This window comes from Mycobacterium sp. 1423905.2 (genome assembly GCF_001673155.1).
GTDB lineage: Bacteria > Actinomycetota > Actinomycetes > Mycobacteriales > Mycobacteriaceae > Mycobacterium.
This window is the reverse complement of the sequence record NZ_LZLE01000254.1, coordinates 1-15,616: the sequence shown is the minus strand read 5'-3', so window position 1 is coordinate 15,616 and position 15,616 is coordinate 1. Positions and strand designations below refer to the sequence as shown.

Annotated in this window: 19 protein-coding genes and 2 pseudogenes; 4 read left to right on the top strand and 17 right to left on the bottom strand. The window is 67.1% G+C overall.

The window, feature by feature from the left end; all coding sequences use genetic code 11:
• From dinB to A9W95_RS16290, 11 genes are all read right to left on the bottom strand, one after another.
• Positions 1-1,184 (bottom strand): DNA polymerase IV (dinB, locus tag A9W95_RS16340; RefSeq protein ID WP_067414737.1); only part of this gene is annotated, 1,184 nt, incomplete at its 3' end.
• A 37-nt stretch (positions 1,185-1,221) separates the two neighbouring features.
• Positions 1,222-1,713, bottom strand: a complete 492-nt coding sequence (rraA, locus tag A9W95_RS16335) for a ribonuclease E activity regulator RraA (protein WP_067414734.1) — start codon at positions 1,711-1,713, stop codon at positions 1,222-1,224.
• 5 nt (positions 1,714-1,718) lie between these two features.
• Positions 1,719-2,165, bottom strand: coding sequence for a nucleoid-structuring protein H-NS (locus A9W95_RS16330; protein ID WP_067414731.1), 447 nt, complete (start codon positions 2,163-2,165; stop codon positions 1,719-1,721).
• Positions 2,166-2,265: 100 nt separating this feature from the next.
• A complete protein-coding gene (locus A9W95_RS16325; protein WP_067414728.1) occupies positions 2,266-2,787 on the bottom strand; it encodes a copper resistance CopC family protein in 522 nt (173 codons plus the stop codon).
• The gene (locus A9W95_RS16320) at positions 2,784-3,410 is read right to left on the bottom strand and encodes a YcnI family protein (RefSeq protein WP_253851676.1); all 627 of its coding nucleotides are present in this window, start codon (positions 3,408-3,410) and stop codon (positions 2,784-2,786) included. The genes A9W95_RS16325 and A9W95_RS16320 overlap by 4 nt, the downstream gene beginning before the upstream one ends.
• Before the next feature lie 23 nt (positions 3,411-3,433).
• Positions 3,434-4,090: a DUF6474 family protein gene (locus A9W95_RS16315; protein WP_067414722.1), complete on the bottom strand. Its 657-nt coding sequence runs from the start codon at positions 4,088-4,090 to the stop codon at positions 3,434-3,436.
• Between the two features lie 113 nt (positions 4,091-4,203).
• On the bottom strand, positions 4,204-4,602 hold the full coding sequence (locus A9W95_RS16310) for a secretion protein EspR (protein WP_067414740.1): 399 nt from the start codon (positions 4,600-4,602) through the stop codon (positions 4,204-4,206).
• Between the two features lie 466 nt (positions 4,603-5,068).
• On the bottom strand, positions 5,069-5,776 hold the full coding sequence (locus A9W95_RS16305) for a TMEM165/GDT1 family protein (protein ID WP_067414719.1): 708 nt from the start codon (positions 5,774-5,776) through the stop codon (positions 5,069-5,071).
• A gap of 236 nt (positions 5,777-6,012) precedes the next feature.
• Positions 6,013-6,546 (bottom strand): peptidase, encoded by a 534-nt coding sequence (locus A9W95_RS16300; RefSeq protein WP_067414716.1) that lies wholly within the window; start codon positions 6,544-6,546, stop codon positions 6,013-6,015.
• Between the two features lie 206 nt (positions 6,547-6,752).
• The gene (locus tag A9W95_RS16295; protein ID WP_067414713.1) at positions 6,753-7,376 is read right to left on the bottom strand and encodes a superoxide dismutase; all 624 of its coding nucleotides are present in this window, start codon (positions 7,374-7,376) and stop codon (positions 6,753-6,755) included.
• Between the two features lie 153 nt (positions 7,377-7,529).
• Positions 7,530-7,685, bottom strand: coding sequence for a hypothetical protein (locus A9W95_RS16290; RefSeq protein ID WP_216638175.1), 156 nt, complete (start codon positions 7,683-7,685; stop codon positions 7,530-7,532).
• A 556-nt stretch (positions 7,686-8,241) separates the two neighbouring features.
• On the opposite strand from A9W95_RS16290, the gene A9W95_RS16285 reads away from it, so the two are divergent.
• Both A9W95_RS16285 and A9W95_RS16280 read left to right on the top strand, forming a co-directional pair.
• Entirely contained in the window at positions 8,242-9,288 is a 1,047-nt protein-coding gene (locus A9W95_RS16285) for a DUF4328 domain-containing protein (protein ID WP_067414708.1), read from the top strand.
• Positions 9,289-9,293: 5 nt separating this feature from the next.
• Entirely contained in the window at positions 9,294-10,118 is an 825-nt protein-coding gene (locus A9W95_RS16280) for a glycerophosphodiester phosphodiesterase (RefSeq protein WP_067414705.1), read from the top strand.
• Here A9W95_RS16280 and A9W95_RS16275 read toward each other — a convergent pair.
• The 3 genes from A9W95_RS16275 to A9W95_RS16265 all read right to left on the bottom strand — a co-directional run bounded on the left by A9W95_RS16275 (position 10,115) and on the right by A9W95_RS16265 (position 12,859).
• Positions 10,115-10,660: a ferritin gene (locus A9W95_RS16275; RefSeq protein WP_067414703.1), complete on the bottom strand. Its 546-nt coding sequence runs from the start codon at positions 10,658-10,660 to the stop codon at positions 10,115-10,117. The genes A9W95_RS16280 and A9W95_RS16275 overlap by 4 nt on opposite strands.
• A gap of 143 nt (positions 10,661-10,803) precedes the next feature.
• Positions 10,804-12,018 carry an LCP family protein gene (locus A9W95_RS16270; protein WP_067414700.1) on the bottom strand — a complete coding sequence of 405 codons (1,215 nt, stop codon included), beginning with the start codon at positions 12,016-12,018 and terminating at the stop codon, positions 10,804-10,806.
• A 58-nt stretch (positions 12,019-12,076) separates the two neighbouring features.
• Complete coding sequence (locus A9W95_RS16265) at positions 12,077-12,859, bottom strand: DUF2470 domain-containing protein (RefSeq protein WP_067414699.1); 783 nt, start codon at positions 12,857-12,859, stop codon at positions 12,077-12,079.
• 91 nt (positions 12,860-12,950) lie between these two features.
• Here A9W95_RS16265 and pheA point away from each other — a divergent pair, with 91 nt between their 5' ends.
• Positions 12,951-13,898 (top strand): prephenate dehydratase, encoded by a 948-nt coding sequence (pheA, locus tag A9W95_RS16260; protein ID WP_067414696.1) that lies wholly within the window; start codon positions 12,951-12,953, stop codon positions 13,896-13,898.
• Complete coding sequence (locus A9W95_RS16255; protein ID WP_067414694.1) at positions 13,895-14,581, top strand: histidine phosphatase family protein; 687 nt, start codon at positions 13,895-13,897, stop codon at positions 14,579-14,581. The genes pheA and A9W95_RS16255 overlap by 4 nt, the downstream gene beginning before the upstream one ends.
• On the opposite strand, the gene A9W95_RS28025 is transcribed toward A9W95_RS16255, so the two are convergent.
• The 3 genes and pseudogenes from A9W95_RS28025 to A9W95_RS27275 all read right to left on the bottom strand — a co-directional run.
• Positions 14,561-14,770 (bottom strand): hypothetical protein, encoded by a 210-nt coding sequence (locus A9W95_RS28025; RefSeq protein ID WP_082983134.1) that lies wholly within the window; start codon positions 14,768-14,770, stop codon positions 14,561-14,563. The two genes, A9W95_RS16255 and A9W95_RS28025, sit on opposite strands and share 21 nt — an antisense overlap.
• A pseudogene (locus A9W95_RS16250) lies at positions 14,767-15,182 on the bottom strand (metallopeptidase family protein). The gene A9W95_RS28025 and the pseudogene A9W95_RS16250 overlap by 4 nt, the downstream one beginning before the upstream one ends.
• 3 nt (positions 15,183-15,185) lie before the next feature.
• Positions 15,186-15,616, bottom strand: a pseudogene (locus tag A9W95_RS27275) (hypothetical protein); the annotation flags it as partial.

Sequence of the window (15,616 nt, the reverse complement as noted above, 5' to 3'; positions counted from 1 at the left end):
GGCATTTCCAGGCCCGGGTCCCTGCCCACCAAGACCGCGCGGGTGACCGCGGACTTGCCGTAGCGATGGCGGATTCGGTCTACCGCCGCATCGATCGCCGGTGGCTCCCCGTCGAACGGGAGCAAAAGCTGCTGTGCGCCGCTGCGGTCGATGCCCGACACCGCGAATCCGATCAGCGTCAGGCCGCGCTCGGCGATGTCTGGCTTGGCCGAGGCGAGTAACCGGCGAGCCGCCGCCAGGATGGGCTGCGTCGAGGATGTCGCCTGCGGCAAAGTGTGTGATCGGGTCGCCCGGGTGAAGTCGTCGAACCTCAGCCGCAACACCACCGTTCGGCCGGTGCGTTCCGCGGCGCGCATCCGGGTGGTGATGCGGTCGATCAGCGTGATCACCACCGCGTCGAGTTCGGCTGGTGACATGGTGTTGCCCTTGCGGCCCAGCGCGCGCTGGGCCCCCACCGAGCGGCGACGCACTCCGGTGACCACCCGGCGGCGATCGATGTTGTGCGACAACGCATACAGCTGGCGACCCATGGCACCGCCGACCATGGACGCCAGGGTTGACTCGCCCAGTTCGGCAACATCGGCGACGGTTCGGACGCCGTGAGCATTCAACTTCTCCGCGGTTTTGACGCCAACGCCCCATAGGCGGCGTATTGGAAGCGGGCGCAGGAAGGCCAATTCCTGGTCGGGCGGGACCAGGAGCAATCCGTCGGGCTTGGCCTCTTGGCTGGCCACCTTGGCCAGAAATTTCGTCCGCGCCACCCCAACGGTGATAGGCAGGCCCACGCGGTCGCGCACGTCGGCCCGCAATTGTGCCGCAATCTGTACCGGCGTTCCGGATACCCGCCCGAGCCCGCCGACGTCCAGGAACGCCTCATCCACCGACACCGGCTCGACCAGTGGCGTGCAGTCCCGGAACACCTCGAAGACGTCGTCACTGGCCCGCGAGTAGGCACTCATCCGCGGCGGAACCACGACGGCTTGCGGACACAGGCGCCGTGCCTGTCCGCCCCCCATGGCGGTGCGCACGCCGAACGCTTTGGCCTCATAGCTGGCGGCCAGCACGACGCCGCCACCGACGATCACCGGCCGGCCCCGCAACGTGGGGTCGTCCCGTTGCTCGACGGAGGCGTAGAACGAGTCCAGATCCGCGTGCAGGATGGACGCCTCACACCGCACGAACATATGTTCGCATGCGCGGGCGACAAGCCGATGCCGCGGTCTAGGCGTCGCTTCCCGAACCGATGACCACGATGCCGTCGTCGTCGCTGTAGGCGATGTCGCCGGGCACAAAAGTGACGCCCCCCAGGGCGATCTCGACATTGCGGTCGCCGGCGCCGGTCTTGGTGCTCTTGCGCGGGTTGGTACCCAGCGCCTTGATCCCAATGGCGATGCCGCGCAGGGCGGCGGCGTCGCGCACCGCGCCGTTGACGATGAGACCTGCCCAGCCATTGGAGCGGGCCAGTTCGGCGATGACATCACCGACCAGCGCGGTGTGTAGGGAGCCGGCCCCGTCGATCACCAGCACACCGCCGTCACCCGGCTCGGACAGCACCGATTTCAGCAGCGCGTTGTCCTGGAGGCACTGCACGGTGCTGATCGGACCGGCGAACTCGGTCTGCCCGCCGAACTGGCGGAACTGCAGGTCACAGCTGCGGACGTCGGGCCCGATGTCGTCGACCAGATCGGCGGTGGCCCGGAAAGACACGGACATGCCGCTCAGCCGCGGCGCAGCTGGCGGACCAACAGGATGGCCAACAAGCTCAGTGCGATCGCCACGACCAGCGGCACCGGCGACTGCAGCGCGGACGCGGCCGTCACCTCGCGCGGGAGCGGGTCGTTGGCGCGCTCCACAGTGGATTTCGCTTGAGCGGCCGCATCTTTGGCGGCGGCGGCCAACTGTCCGTTGGTTTCGGCCCGATGCTGCACGCCGAGTATTTCGTCGGCCAAGGTCGGCGGCGCTGATTCGGGACTCGCGGCCGGTGCCTTTTTGGCCGGCGGTTGGTCTGCAGGTGCCTTTTTGGCGGGCGCTTTCTTCGCGGGCGCTTTCTTCGCTGGCGCTTTTTTGGCGGGTGCTTTAGCCGCCTTCTTAGCGGGCTGCTTTTTGGCTGGCGAGGGCGGATTCTGGTCCGGTTGGCCCTCGGGTAGATCCTGCGGGTCTGCCATGCGGCCGCTCCTTCGAGCTGTGTAGTCGCTGATTAAGTCGGGGAACGCTCGGGTCCCATCATGCCAGGAGCGGCTGGGGCCGCCGGGGCTGCTCGGCCACCTAGGGGCGCCGCCGTGTCGACCAGAAGGCGACGACCGCCACCGACGCCACCGCGCCGACCACGAACGGCCACACCGGGAGATCGCTGTCGTGTTGGGGAGCAGCTGCCGAGGGTCCCGGGGTCCCGGTTCCCGGCACGGTCAGCCGGAAGGACCACGACCCCGGCACCACATGTCCGTCGGCGGAGGTGACGCGATAGTTGACCGTGTAGGTGCCGGCCGGTCCGAGCGGCCGCACGCCGACGCTGACGACGGGCCCCTGCACCGTGGGATCGCCCGTCGACCACAGCTTGTCGTCCGGCCCGACGACGGTCATGGCCGCGAACGCCGTCTGCAGTCGCTCGTTGAAGGTGGCGCTGACCTGCGCGGGTCCGGCCGCCACGACGGCGTTGTCCGCCGGGTCGGCGGCCACCCGGGTCGCGTGGGCGCTGGCCACCCCGGCGGTCAGGGTTGCGCTCACCACCATGCCGGCAAGGATCAGTCCCAACCACGCCATCGGCGCCAGGCGCCCAAGGCCCCTCATGTCCGCCGCCGCAGCGCGAGTCCAGTACCCATGGCCCCAATTATCAGGGCGGCTCCGCCTAACCAGCGCGCGGTGTTGTCGGCGCGCGATCGGGGCTGGTCTTTCGGGGTGACGTGGGGGTTCGTCGCGGTCGGGGAGGCGTGCGGGGCCGCCGCAGGCCCCGAGGTGAGCGTCAGCAGTGGTACCGGATGTTCGGGCTCACCGCCGCCGGGCGACGGCGGCTGGTCCCACTTGACGCTCGTCCCGTCGGAGTAGGTCTGGGTGGTCGGGAAGCTGACCGTGTCGGTATCCGGCAGCAGCAACGCGATGCGGAACAGACCGAATTGGTCCATCGGCACACCACCGTTGGGCACCGCGCTCCATGTCACGGATCGCACCCGGCCGCCGTCGCGGTCCACTGCGACCGTCCAGCCGGTGATGGTTTCAGCGCGGGCCGAGGCGACGTCAGGCAGCACGACGGTGAGCCCGGTGGTGGCAGCACCGGTAGTGGATTCGTTGGGCACCTGGAAGGTGACCATCGCCATGGCGCCGCGCACGGCGTTGTCACTGCTGGCGCGGACGTGAGCCCACGCCGGCGATGCGACGACGGCCGAGCCGAGCCACAACGCGACGACCCCGCTCAATACCCGTACGGCGGTAGAGGCGATCAGCTCAACCCAAGCCGAGCCATCAGGTCCGCCTCGATCCCGTCGAGTTGGGCGGCGATCGCGGTGTGTGCGGTGCGACGGCGGGCCGCCGGCATATTTTCCGCGGCCATGACGGCGGCGGACAGGTCACCGAGCCGTTCGGATATCGCTGAGGCGAACTGGTTGGTCTCGGCGTCTTTCGGCTTCTTGTTCTGCACCATCCGCAGCGATTGCTCAGCGCTGGCGATGCGAGCGGACAACCGTGCGCCGTGGCCGGAGAACTGTCCGATCTGGGCCAGGGGGATGCCTAGTTGGTCGGCGCGACGCTGATCGATAAGCCCTCGAGCAGCGATGGCCGCGCGGTAGACCAGCGGCGTCAGGATCGGCGCCAATAGTCGAGAGACGGTCAGTGCCCGCCGAATCCGGTTAGGCGACAACACTTTCCCTTCGCGCACCGCTTTCAGTTGGGTTTCGGCAACTTTCAACGCCGCCCGATCGCTGTCGCGCTGCGCCTTCAGTTGCGCCTTGAGGGCCTTGTCGGCGGCCCGTTGGGCGGCCTTAAAGCGGCGCACCTCGTTCCTGGCGGAGAGCTTGGCCTCCAGCTTGGCGCGAGCCTTGATCGCACGGGCCTCGGCGCGACGGGTCGCACGGCTCTTTCGCTTGCGGAACAGGCCCATTCCCGGCCGCCTCCCGGTATCTCGTGACTATCGCGGTGCGCGCGAACGCTGGGCCAACCCTAATCGGAGCCGGCCGTCAACGGCTTGTCAGGTCCGGGTGACTGTCGTAGGGACTATGCGTCGAGCCGCTCGGCTTGCCGCAGTTCCTCGATCCGCTCGACAATCTGCTGCTGAGCGTCGTTGGACAGCCCTTGGGCGCGCTCGGCGATGCGCCGCACACCGTCCTCGCGAGTTGCGGCGAGCCACTGCAGTTCCCTGTCGAGCTTCTCGTAGTACTCGTCGTCGGTGAAGTAGGCCGGCTTGATGCGGAAGAAGTTGGCCAGCGCGGCCATGGTCGCCGACGACGGGTTCGTGCGGTTGCCGGAGCGTAGCTGGGAAAGGTAGGGAGCCGACATCGTGATGCCCTCCGCCTTGAGTGCGGCAATCACCTCAGCGGACGTGTGAGGTCCGCGTCCGGGGGGATACACCGTGTCAAACAGGCGGTTCAGGCGCGCAGCGAACGTCGTGCTCATCGATATGACCTCCACCGGAGTGAAAGAAGCGGAACAGTTAGCAAAAGGTATTTGCTGACTATGGTAGCGAGAAACTTCGTGCACGACCAAGTGCAAACCTTCGGATAGTGGGTACGGGTAGTGGGGCAGGCTATCGAGGCAGCCCCCGCCGAGCATCCAAGTGATTTCGCGAAGTGTCCATAAAAATAGCCAATTTCACAGGTTATCCGCAGAAATGAGCGCCGGAGGCGGCGCGGCGCTGCGGCTGTCCGGTGATCGGCCAACGCGTCAAACGGGCCTATTAACACGGATTCAGCCGACTCTTGGCAACCAGCATCCGGTAGAAAACCGGCGAAAGGTATCTTTGCTGTCCGCCTCCGTTCGGACAGTCTAGGTCACTCGGTGAAGTGCCCGGAGGCCGCGGTACATCACTGGCGGGGAAGCTGCCGAGGCAGGCCGGCGAGACCACCTCGCCGCTGCGGGCGGGTCAGGCGGTGTCGGGCGGTCCGGCAACCGCGTCCGCCGTCGCGCGTCGCCGGCGCCGAGTTTGCGCCAACCTTGCGGACACGATGCCGACGACGGCGGCGAGCGCCACTCCCGCCGTCACCGCGATGGCGACCGAACGCCAGCCCAACGCGCTGTCGAAGAGGATCCAGAGACCGAAGAGAAGGAACAGCAGGCTGGCCAGAATGTGCAGCACACCTTCGGGCAATCGCCGGTGCAGGAACAATCCCGCGATGATGGCCAATCCGTCGGCCAGGATCATGCCCAGGGTCGACCCGACCCACACACCGACCCAGTCGTGGTCGCTGGCCAAGGTCAGGGTGGCCAGCGTCGTCTTGTCGCTCATCTCGGCCAACACGAACGACGACACGACGGTGAGCAGCGCGAAGCGAGGCTCGCCCGCGGCGGCGACGTCGTCGTTGCCGTTGTTGCCTTCCCGCCAGGCCCAGATGGCGAACAAGAGGAAGGCGATCGCTGACGCGAAGGCCATCGGCCGCGACGGCAGCGTGGCGCCGAGGAAGTGCCCGATCGTGACGGAGACTCCGTGCACGGTGCAGGCTGCGATCGCCACGCCGGTCAGCACCACCCACCACCGGTAGCGCAGGGCGTACGTCAGGGTGATCAGCTGAGACCGATCGCCGAGTTCGGCGAGAAATACCACACCGAGACTGAGCAGGGTGGCTGCGAGCATGGCAGGCGACCTTTCGACGCGCTGGCAGTCACCGACAGGGGTCACTGCTCATCGGTCGAAGGTCTCGCCCACCGCCCCAATTGAGCGGTTCGCCGGCCGGGCTGTTCGCCAGTATGTCGACGCGACGATTCGGGGCTACTCCCCTTCGCTAACGCAACCCAGGCTAGCGGGCGCATTTGGTGTTCGCCAGATTGGCGGCGAAGTTCGGGTACCCGTATTAATTCGTTTGAATTAGCTTATGCCGCAAGCAGCATTGCCAGAATGGCCGTGTCGGGATGGCTGATGGGGTCGACACCCACGCGGCTGACCATAGATGTGATCGTGCCGTCCGCTTCTGCTTCCACCCACGCCGCCCGATGCTCCAAGCCGAGATAGGGCAATCCGGGCAGGAGCACACATCCCGACGCAGCGCCCGTGCACTCGGGCAGGGAAGGGGTGGTTTCTGAGGGCGGATGCAACATCAACAGCGCGGGCGGTTGGTGATCGGCGAAATAGCCTGGCTGAATTGCGGATTCACCGAACACGGTGCCTTCGGCCAACACCAGACCAACGGTGCCGGGCTCGGGCTCATCGGGCAGTTCTTCGCGGGCGCCGAAGACGGTTGTGGTCGAGAGCAATCCGGGCAGCGAAGCAACCCGAACCGCAACCATCAGTAGCTGGGCCCATTCCTTTGTCGAATCCGGCCAACGGCCCGAGATGACAAACCCTTTCAGGGCACCCCGAGAATGAAAAGGAGCAACCCCAATTGGCTGACCTGACCCTGCGTCCATTTGGCCCTCCGCGACGCCTCCGTCCGAAATAACCACGCTGGTAGTTCGACAATGGTAGCTCGAATGATCAAGCATGCGCGGGCTTTACGCGCGGTGCAACTCGACCCGGCTTTACCGGCGCCAGACCAACACGCTGTCAGTGCTGCACTAAAAGCGAAGGGCGCCGCGCGAACTCGCGCGACGCCCCTGCCTCGGTGCTACTGCGGTCAGCCGAAAATCAAGCCGGCCGTCTTGGTTGTTGCCGCCTCGTAGCGCGACTGGACGTCGGCCCAGTTGACGACGTTCCAGAACGCCTTGACGTAGTCGGCCTTGACGTTCTTGTACTGCAAGTAGAACGCGTGCTCCCACATGTCGACCTGCAGCAGCGGAATGATCCCCAACGGGATGTTGCCCTGCTGGTCGTACAGCTGGAACGTCAGCAGCTTGCCGCCCAAGGTGTCGTAGGCCAGGACAGCCCAACCCGACCCCTGCAAGCCGTTGGCCGCCGCGCTGAACTGAGCGCGGAACTTGTCGAACGAGCCGAAGGCGTCGTCGATGGCGGCGGCGAGTTCTCCTTCCGGCTTGTCGCCTCCGTTGGGAGACAGGTTCTTCCACCAGATGGAGTGGTTGACGTGGCCGCCGAGGTGGAAAGCGAGGTTCTTTTCGTTCAGGAAGATCGCCGAGTGGTCGTCCTTGGCGCGCGCCTCTTCCAGCTTGGCGATCGCGTCGTTCACGCCCTTGACGTAGGTGGCGTGGTGCTTGCTGTGGTGGACCTCATTGATCTGACCGGAAATGTGCGGTTCCAGCGCTGCGTAGTCCCAGTCCAGGTCGGGCAGGGTGTATTCAGCCACGGCATTCCTTCCTAATTCGTTAGTGCTCGTCGTATCGCGTCAGTTGCCGGGTTCCGCCGCGCGGAGGCCTAGCGTAATCAACCCTGCTCCAAGACCGCGCGCGCCGCAAGGAAGACCGCTCGGCCCCATGGGGTCACTTCCGGGCAAGCGGGCTTACGACAATGCGATAAGCGCGAGAATGGCCAGCAGCGCCAAAGCGATCAGGCCGGCGCGTAAAGCGGCAACGACATAGGCATGGTTCCAGACCGGCGAGCCGGAGTAAGACTTTGACGACGACGTCGACCCGGGACCAAACGGATGTGTGGTCATCCACTGCCTTTCACCTGCCGCCACCTCGCAAGTGAGGTGGGTCACAAGAAGCGTTGCGTCCGAGATCATAGCGCTTCCTGGACAGGTTGGAAAAGTGCTGCGCCGTCGACCCGCCGCAGCAGCCGCGTGGCGTCGCCGTGGGTGCTCCATAGCTCTGACGCCCGTGGGATCAAACGCTCCGGAAAAAATAGGTGTTTAGCTTCTGACCGACTTGGGTACGTGAGGTTAACGCGACGAAAATTTCGCTCTGATGAGCGCTGGGCTGTCGATTGACGCCCGTCAAAAGTCGCGGGTTATCCACAGTCGCTTCCCGATTTTGGCCGATAGAGGCGGCGATGCGTGCCCTGTATAACGCCGTTATCTGTGGACAAACCTGTGGAAACTGTGGATAGGTGTTTTTTAGCTGAGCGCGGGGTGGGGTTAGATGGCCGGGCTCCTCCTCACGCCGCTGCGCCGGGCTCCTCCTCACGCCGCTGCGTCGCGCTCCATCCTCACGCCGCTGCGCGGCGCGCATCGTCGCCGCGGCTGGGTTGGATGGCCGGGCTAGTCTGGTGCCGTGATCCAGGTGTGCTCCCAGTGCGGCACTCGGTGGAACGTCCGCGACCGGCAACGGCAGTGGTGCCCGCGCTGCCGCGGGGCGCTCATGGCACCGCTCGCCGACATGCCACCTGCCGACCCGCGCTGGCGCACCCCGACCGCTCCGCAACTGCCCGCGGCTCCCACGATGCGCCGCACCGCCCCGCGGCTGCCACCGGGTTTCCGCTGGATCGCAGTCCGTCCCGGCGCCGCCCCGCCGCCGCGGCGCGGCCGACGCACCCTCGGCCCGACGCCCCGCTACGCCGTCATCCCACGCTGGGGCTTGCTCGACCGTGTCGAGCAGACCGCGGCCGCGCCGGACGCGTCGGCCAAAACTGCACCGTCCATCCCGAAGTTGCGGACCTCGCTGTTCCTGAGCCTGCTGATGCTGTGCATCGCCGCCTTGGCGTTTGTCGTGCGCTACGTGCTGCTGATCGTCAACCGCAACACCCTGCTCAACTCGTGGGTGGCCGGTGGCGCGACCTGGCTTGGCGTGGTCATCAGTGTGGTTGCGCTGGTCGCGGTCGGGACCAGCGCGGTGTTGTTGATCCGGTGGCTCATCGCCAGACGTGCGGCCGCGTTCTCGCATCGGGGCGTGGCCGATCACCGCTCCAACCGGGCGCTGTGGGCGGGTTGCCTGGTGCCCTTCGCCAACCTCTTCTGGGCGCCGGTGTACGTGATCGAGCTGGCGCTCGTCGAAGACCACTACGAACGGCAGCGCAGGCCGATCCTGATCTGGTGGCTGCTGTGGGTGCTCAGCTACCTGGTCTCCCTGTTCGCCATCGCGACCAGCTGGGTCTCCGACGCCCAGGGCATCGCCAACAACACCGTCATGATGGTCCTCGCATACCTGTGCGCCGCGGCCACCGTGGCGGCGGCCGCGCGGGTGTTCGAGGAATTCGAGCGCAAACCCGTCGAGCGGCCCGCGCATCGCTGGCTGTTCGTCGAGCCAGAATCCGGAGAGCGGCCCAATTCGTCCGAATCTTCGGCTCCGGTTGAGTTAGCGGGCCGGGAACCGGCAGCATAGTCGGCATGGGCTGGGCCGACGAGGTGCTCACCGGGCATCCGTTTGTGGTCGCCCATCGCGGAGCGTCACACACGCTTCCCGAACACACCCTCGCCGCATACGACCTGGCCCTCAAAGAAGGCGCCGACGGCGTGGAATGCGATGTGCGGCTGACTCGCGACGGCCACCTGGTCTGCGTCCACGACCGGCGCCTGGATCGCACGTCCACCGGCGCCGGCCTGGTCAGCACCATGACGCTGGCCGAACTGCGCGCCTTGGAGTACGGCGCCTGGCACGACAGCTATCGTCCCGACGGAGGACACGGCGACACCAGTCTGCTGACGCTGGATGCGCTGGTGTCGCTGGTGCTGGATTGGCACCGGCCGGTGAAGATGTTCATCGAGACCAAGCACCCGGTCCGGTATGGGTCTCTGGTGGAGAGCAAGCTGTTGGCCCTGCTGCAGCGCTTCGGCATCGCCGCCCCGGCCTCCGCCGACCGCTCGCGGACCGTGGTGATGTCCTTCTCGGCCGCGGCGGTATGGCGAATCCGGCGGGCCGCGCCGCTGCTGCCGACCGTCCTGCTGGGCCGGACCGGCCGTTATCTGACCAGCAGCGCGGCCACCGCCGTCGGCGCCACCGCCGTGGGCCCGTCGTTGGCGGCCCTCAAGGAATATCCGCAACTCGTCGACCGCTCCGCCGCCCAAGGGCGCGCCGTGTACTGCTGGAACGTCGACGAGTACGAAGACATCGACTTCTGCCGTGAAGTGGGAGTGGCGTGGATCGCTACCCACCACCCGGCCCGGACCAAGGCCTGGCTGCAACGCCAGCGGGCCAACGACAGCAGCGGCTAAAGGCGCCCGCCGGCCGCGTGTGGGGCGTCCGATTGTGACGGCGCTCCGCCCACTTCGCGGGCGACGAAGTTCTCCAGTTCGAAGAGATTGGACCCGGCGCGGTCGGCAACGCGTACCAGCGTCGACATCAACGCCACCTCCTCGACCTGCTCCTTGAGGAACCACTGCATGAACTGCTCGCCCAAGTAGTCGCCCTCGTCACGAGCCACGGCGGTGAGGCGACTGACCTGGTCGGTGACCGCCCGCTCCTGGTCGAGCGCGAGCGCCAAAGCTTCGCGAGGCCGATCGAACTGGTTGCGCACAGCGTCGACTCGGGGGATCTCGACGCGCAGATCACGATCGAGCAGATGTTGTACCAGCATCATGGCGTGATTCCGCTCCTCGACGGCTTGGCTGTAGAAGTGCTTCGCCAATTGCGGTAGGTCCGCGCCATCGAAGTAAACAGCGATCGCGACATATTGTTGGGCTGCAGTGAATTCATTGAAAATTTGTTCCTGCATTAACGCGTGAAATTTGGTCTTGGGTCCATCGTAATCCGTCATACAGCGAGATTATCGCAGCTCAAGCGGGGTAACAATGAAGGTGACGCTTACTGAGGGAACCGTATCCAAAGACAGGATCGCCTTAGTAAAGTTAGCCTCAAATAAGTTCTTCTAACTGAACATTCACAATTCGTATGAACCGATTACGACGGGCCGTCGACCAGATTGGCAGGCACGGCCGCGTCGGAGGCCAGCGCCTCGAACAGGGCGCGCGCGGCGTCATGGTTCCACACGACCACCGACCCCACCGCGCTGTCGGCGAAGTCTCCGATAGGAACCGTTGTCGAGGTAGTGGGCCCGTGCAACGCCCAGCCGAGCCGGGCCAGATCCCAGACGTGGTCGCCCCGGTCGACGGTGAGCGCCCCGGCCGCCGCCCGCGGCACCGTATACCAGCGCCAGGGGTTGAGGTAGACCGCCGGGCTCGCAGCTCGATGCAACAACGCCGCCATGAATTGCCGTTGGTGGACCATGCGATCCAAGTCGGCCCGCGGGGTTGCCCGCGTCCGGACGTAGCCCAGGGCATTGCGGCCGTCGAACTGCTGACAGCCGGCGGGCAGGTCGATGCCGGCCAGTGGGTCGCTGATCGGTTCAGCGGGGCATACCCGCACCCCGCCCAGCGCGTCGACCAGCCCGGCGAACCCGGCGAATCCCACCTCGGCGTAGTGGTCGAGCCGGAGGCCGGTGGCCTGTTCGACCGTCTGCGCCAGCAAGGGCGCTCCGCCCTGGACAAATGCGGCGTTGATCTTGTCCCGGCCATGGTTAGGTATCGGCACGTAGGAGTCCCGGGGTATGGAGACCACGGTCGCCGGCGCGCTCGAGGTGATGCTCGGGAGGTGGACCAGCACGATGGTGTCAGTGCGTCCGCTGCCGACGTCGCCGCCGGTGGCCAGGTCTTGTTGCTGTGCCGCGGTGAGGTCTTGGCGGCTATCGGAGCCGACCAGCAGCCAGTTGGTGCCGCTGCCGGCCGGGGGCCGGTCCGGGTAGTCGGCCAGCACCGTTTGACGGTGCACCGCGTTGTCGAACCAGAGGGCGGTGCCCAGCATGGCGACACCGATCAGCAGTGTGGTGATCAGCAACGCCGACAGCAGCCGCCGGCCCCAGCGGCGTGTGGCGCGGACGCGTCCCGGGGGCGCCGGAGGTGGCGGTGGAAGCGCCGGACGTGGCGGAACCGCCGGACGTGGCGCAGGCGCCACCGGGCGTACTGGGCGCGGCGGCGCCGCCATCGGTCGCGGCGGTACCGCCTGCCGCGGTAAGACCGGCGGAGCACCGTCGCGGCGAATGACTTGCGAGGGCTCTCGACGGACGGGACGCGGCGGCACCGGACCTCGCGGTCCAGGACTCGATCGGTCGCCGCTCACCTGCTCAACGTACGTGGCTGGCGCACCGACCGCCCTCAGCCACCGCCGTGTGCGCCAGCTAACGCCGGGCGCGCAGCCCGTTGACGAACGGGCAACCCATCAGCACTCGGATGGCCTGCCGCAGGCCGATCATGTCGTCGACGGGCCGGTGAAACGGCAGCCGGACGTCCCGGTCACCGTCGTTGCCTTCGACGCGGAACCGCATGCCGTACCGGTCCAGCCCAAGCGGGCGCACCTGGCCGCGCCGCAGCGCCACCGGCAGCCGGGACACCAGTCGGGCGACGATGTCGTCGTGGGCGGTGGAAAGGTGCCACAGCAACGTCGACTCGATCTCACAGAACGGGTCCGGCCGCGCGGCAAGCAAGTCCTCCACGCTGACCGGCTCCGCGCCCGTGGCGTCAGTGACCACGACGGAGTCGATGTCGAGACGCAGCAGCGTGTACCGCGTGTCGCCTTCGGCGGCGGGTTCCGACCGGGGGGTTTCCACCTGCAGCAACGCCGGGTTGGGGTGCTCGGTGGCGATCAGGTCGAGCATCTTGGTCACCGCGCCGGGCGGAACCCGACGGATGCGACCGCGCACCCATACCAGCGCGCGGACGGGTTCGCGCAGGGGCAGCGGCGCGTAGTCGGTCAACTCCAGCACTGCCTGCGAACAGCACGGCACCTCCTCCCCGCGGTCGACCGGAACGGCGACCGCGAAGGACCCGTCGTACAGCAGGTGATGAACGGCGGTAGCCACCGGTTCGTCGCCCTCGACCGCGAGCAGCGCGCCACCGGCGCGGAGACAGGCGCTCCGGATGCGCTCGGCCGTCGTGGGTGTCGGTTGTGTGACCGGTAACACCGTACCTCCTTGGCTTAGGTAAGCCTAAGTTAACTTACCCGAGTGGACGCCGCAAGGGTGGTGCCGCACCTCCCGCCGTTAGGGTTGAAGCGTGGCCCGCATCGCTTATCTCGGTCCGGAGGGAACCTTCACCGAAGCGGCGCTGCTGCAAATCACCGCGGCCCGCCTGGTACCGGCGCACGCGTCTGAGGGCGTCCAGCGGTTGCCCGTAGAAAGCACCCCGGCCGCCCTAGACGCCGTTCGCGGGGGCGCCGCGGATTACGCCTGCGTGCCCATCGAGAACTCCATCGACGGGTCACTTGCCCCCACCTTGGACAGCTTGGCCATCGGCTCGCCGCTGCAAGTGTTCGCTGAAACCACCCTGGACGTCGCGTTCAGCATCGTCGTCGGCAATGGAGTCGGCCCTTCCGACATCCGCGCCGTGGCGGCGTTTCCGGTGGCCGCGGCCCAGGTGCGGCAGTGGCTCACCGCCCATTTACCCGGCGTCGAGCTGCGGCCGGCATATTCCAATGCCGATGCAGCCCGGCAAGTTGCCGAAGGCCAGGTGGATGCCGCGGTGACATCGCCGCTGGCCGCCTCGCACTGGGGCCTGGAAACGCTGGCCGAAGGCGTCGTCGACGAGTCCAACGCGCGCACCCGGTTCCTGCTGATCGGACCGCCCGGTCCGCCGCCCGACCGCACCGGAGCTGACCGCACATCGGCGGTATTGCGCCTCGACAACGTGCCCGGCGCGCTGTTGCTGGCACTCACCGAATTCGGCATGCGCGGCATCGACCTCACCCGCATCGAATCTCGGCCCACCCGAACCGGCCTGGGCACCTACATGTTCTTCGTCGACTGTGTCGGACATATCGACGACGACGCCGTCGCCGAGGCACTCAAGGCGCTGCACCGGCGTTGTGCCGATGTGCGGTACCTGGGTTCCTGGCCGGCCAGCCAGCCCAGCGGCGTGCCGCCGCCGGACGCCGAAGAGGCAACGCGGTGGTTGGCGCGGATACGGGAAGGCAAGCCCGACCCGGACGGGGAGTTGGTGCAATGAGCGGTCGGTTGGTACTGGTTCGGCACGGCCAGTCCTATGCCAACGTCGAGCGCAGGTTGGACACGCGGCCGCCCGGGGCTGCGCTCACGCCGTTGGGCCGCGACCAGGCGCGCGCATTTGCGTTGGGCGGTAGCACCCGGCCGACCTTGCTGGCGCACTCCGTCGCCACCCGGGCGGTCGAGACCGCCGGAGTGATCGCCGCCCACCTCGATGTGTCACCGGTGCGGTTGGAAGGCATCCACGAGGTGCAGGTCGGGGAGCTGGAAAACCGCAACGACGACGAGGCGGTCGCCGAGTTTAACGCCATCTACGACCGATGGCACCACGGGGAACTGAACCTGGCGCTGCCCGGCGGGGAGACCGGCGACGACGTCTTGGACCGGTACGTGCCGGTGCTGACCGAACTGCGGATGCGCTACCTCGACGACGACGACTGGGACGGCGACATCGTCGTCGTCAGCCATGGCGCCGCCATCAGGTTGGCGTCGGCCGTGCTGGCCGGGGTGGACGGCGACTTCGTCCTGAACAACCACCTCGAGAACGCCGAATCGGTCGTGCTGACACCGATCACCGACGGGCGGTGGAGTTGCGTGCGCTGGGGTGCGCGCACGCCGCCGTTCTACCCCGAAGCGGACGCGACGCCCGTGACAGACGCCGTGACGTCAAGCGATCCGATGGGTTGACCGCACCACCGTCACCGACTCTGCGCATTCGCAGCCGATCGCGTCGCAGTCGATGACGAACGTGTGTATGAACAACTCGGGGGCGGTGCAATCCGGCTCGGTACATTCCGGCCGACTCACAGCGTGACGAATGATGGTGCCGTGACAGTGTTCTAGGCCGTCCCGGCAGTCGCGACAACCTGCGCTCATAAGCCGTTCATAGCACTCCGCGCCGACAAATGTGCGATGCCGCGCCAACTTGAGCCACTCATCAGCCCCAGCCCAATTCCTCCAACCGGTCGTCGTCGATGCCGAAATGGTGGGCGATCTCGTGGATCACCGTGATCGCCACCTGCTCGACCACCTCGTCCTCGGATTCGCACACCGCCAGCAAGGCCTCGCGGAAAATGGTGATCGCGTCGGGCAGCGTGCCGGCGTAGTCGGAGTCCCGCTCGGTCAATGCGACGCCCTCATAGAGTCCGAGCAATTCGTCGTCCTCGGGGTGTCGGTCCGCGACCAGCACCACGACGTTGTCCATGGCCGCCGCCAATTCCGGCGGGATGAGATCGAGTGCGTCGGAAACCAGGTCGTCGAACCGCTGCGGGTCCATCCGCACCGGCACCGGTTAGCCCGCCGGTGGAGGCTCAGCCGGTGCGGGGCCCTGAGGTTCGGGCGCCTGGGCTGGTGCTCCGCCCTCGACCGGCGGCGGCGCGGCCGGTGCTTGCGGCGCGGGCGCCTGGGTCGACGGTGAGGCGGGGGCCTGCGACGGGGGAGCTGTGGGCTGCTGATTGGGCAGGTGCTGATTGCTCGGCGGGATGGTGGGCACTTGCTGCTGCGTCGGCGCGGACGGCGCCGGCGCGGGCAGCTGCACCGGGACCGGCGGCAAGTTGAGGCGCTCCTGAGGAATGTCGGGGGGAGCCAAAGGAGGCTGACCGTTGATCAGCAACGGGCCCTTGGCGCTGTTGAGCAGGGTCGCCCAGCCGCCGTTGCCGAGCGTCGCGCCGATACTACAGGCCACCTCGCGACTTCCCGCCGACCAACTGGCCAGCGAGACGG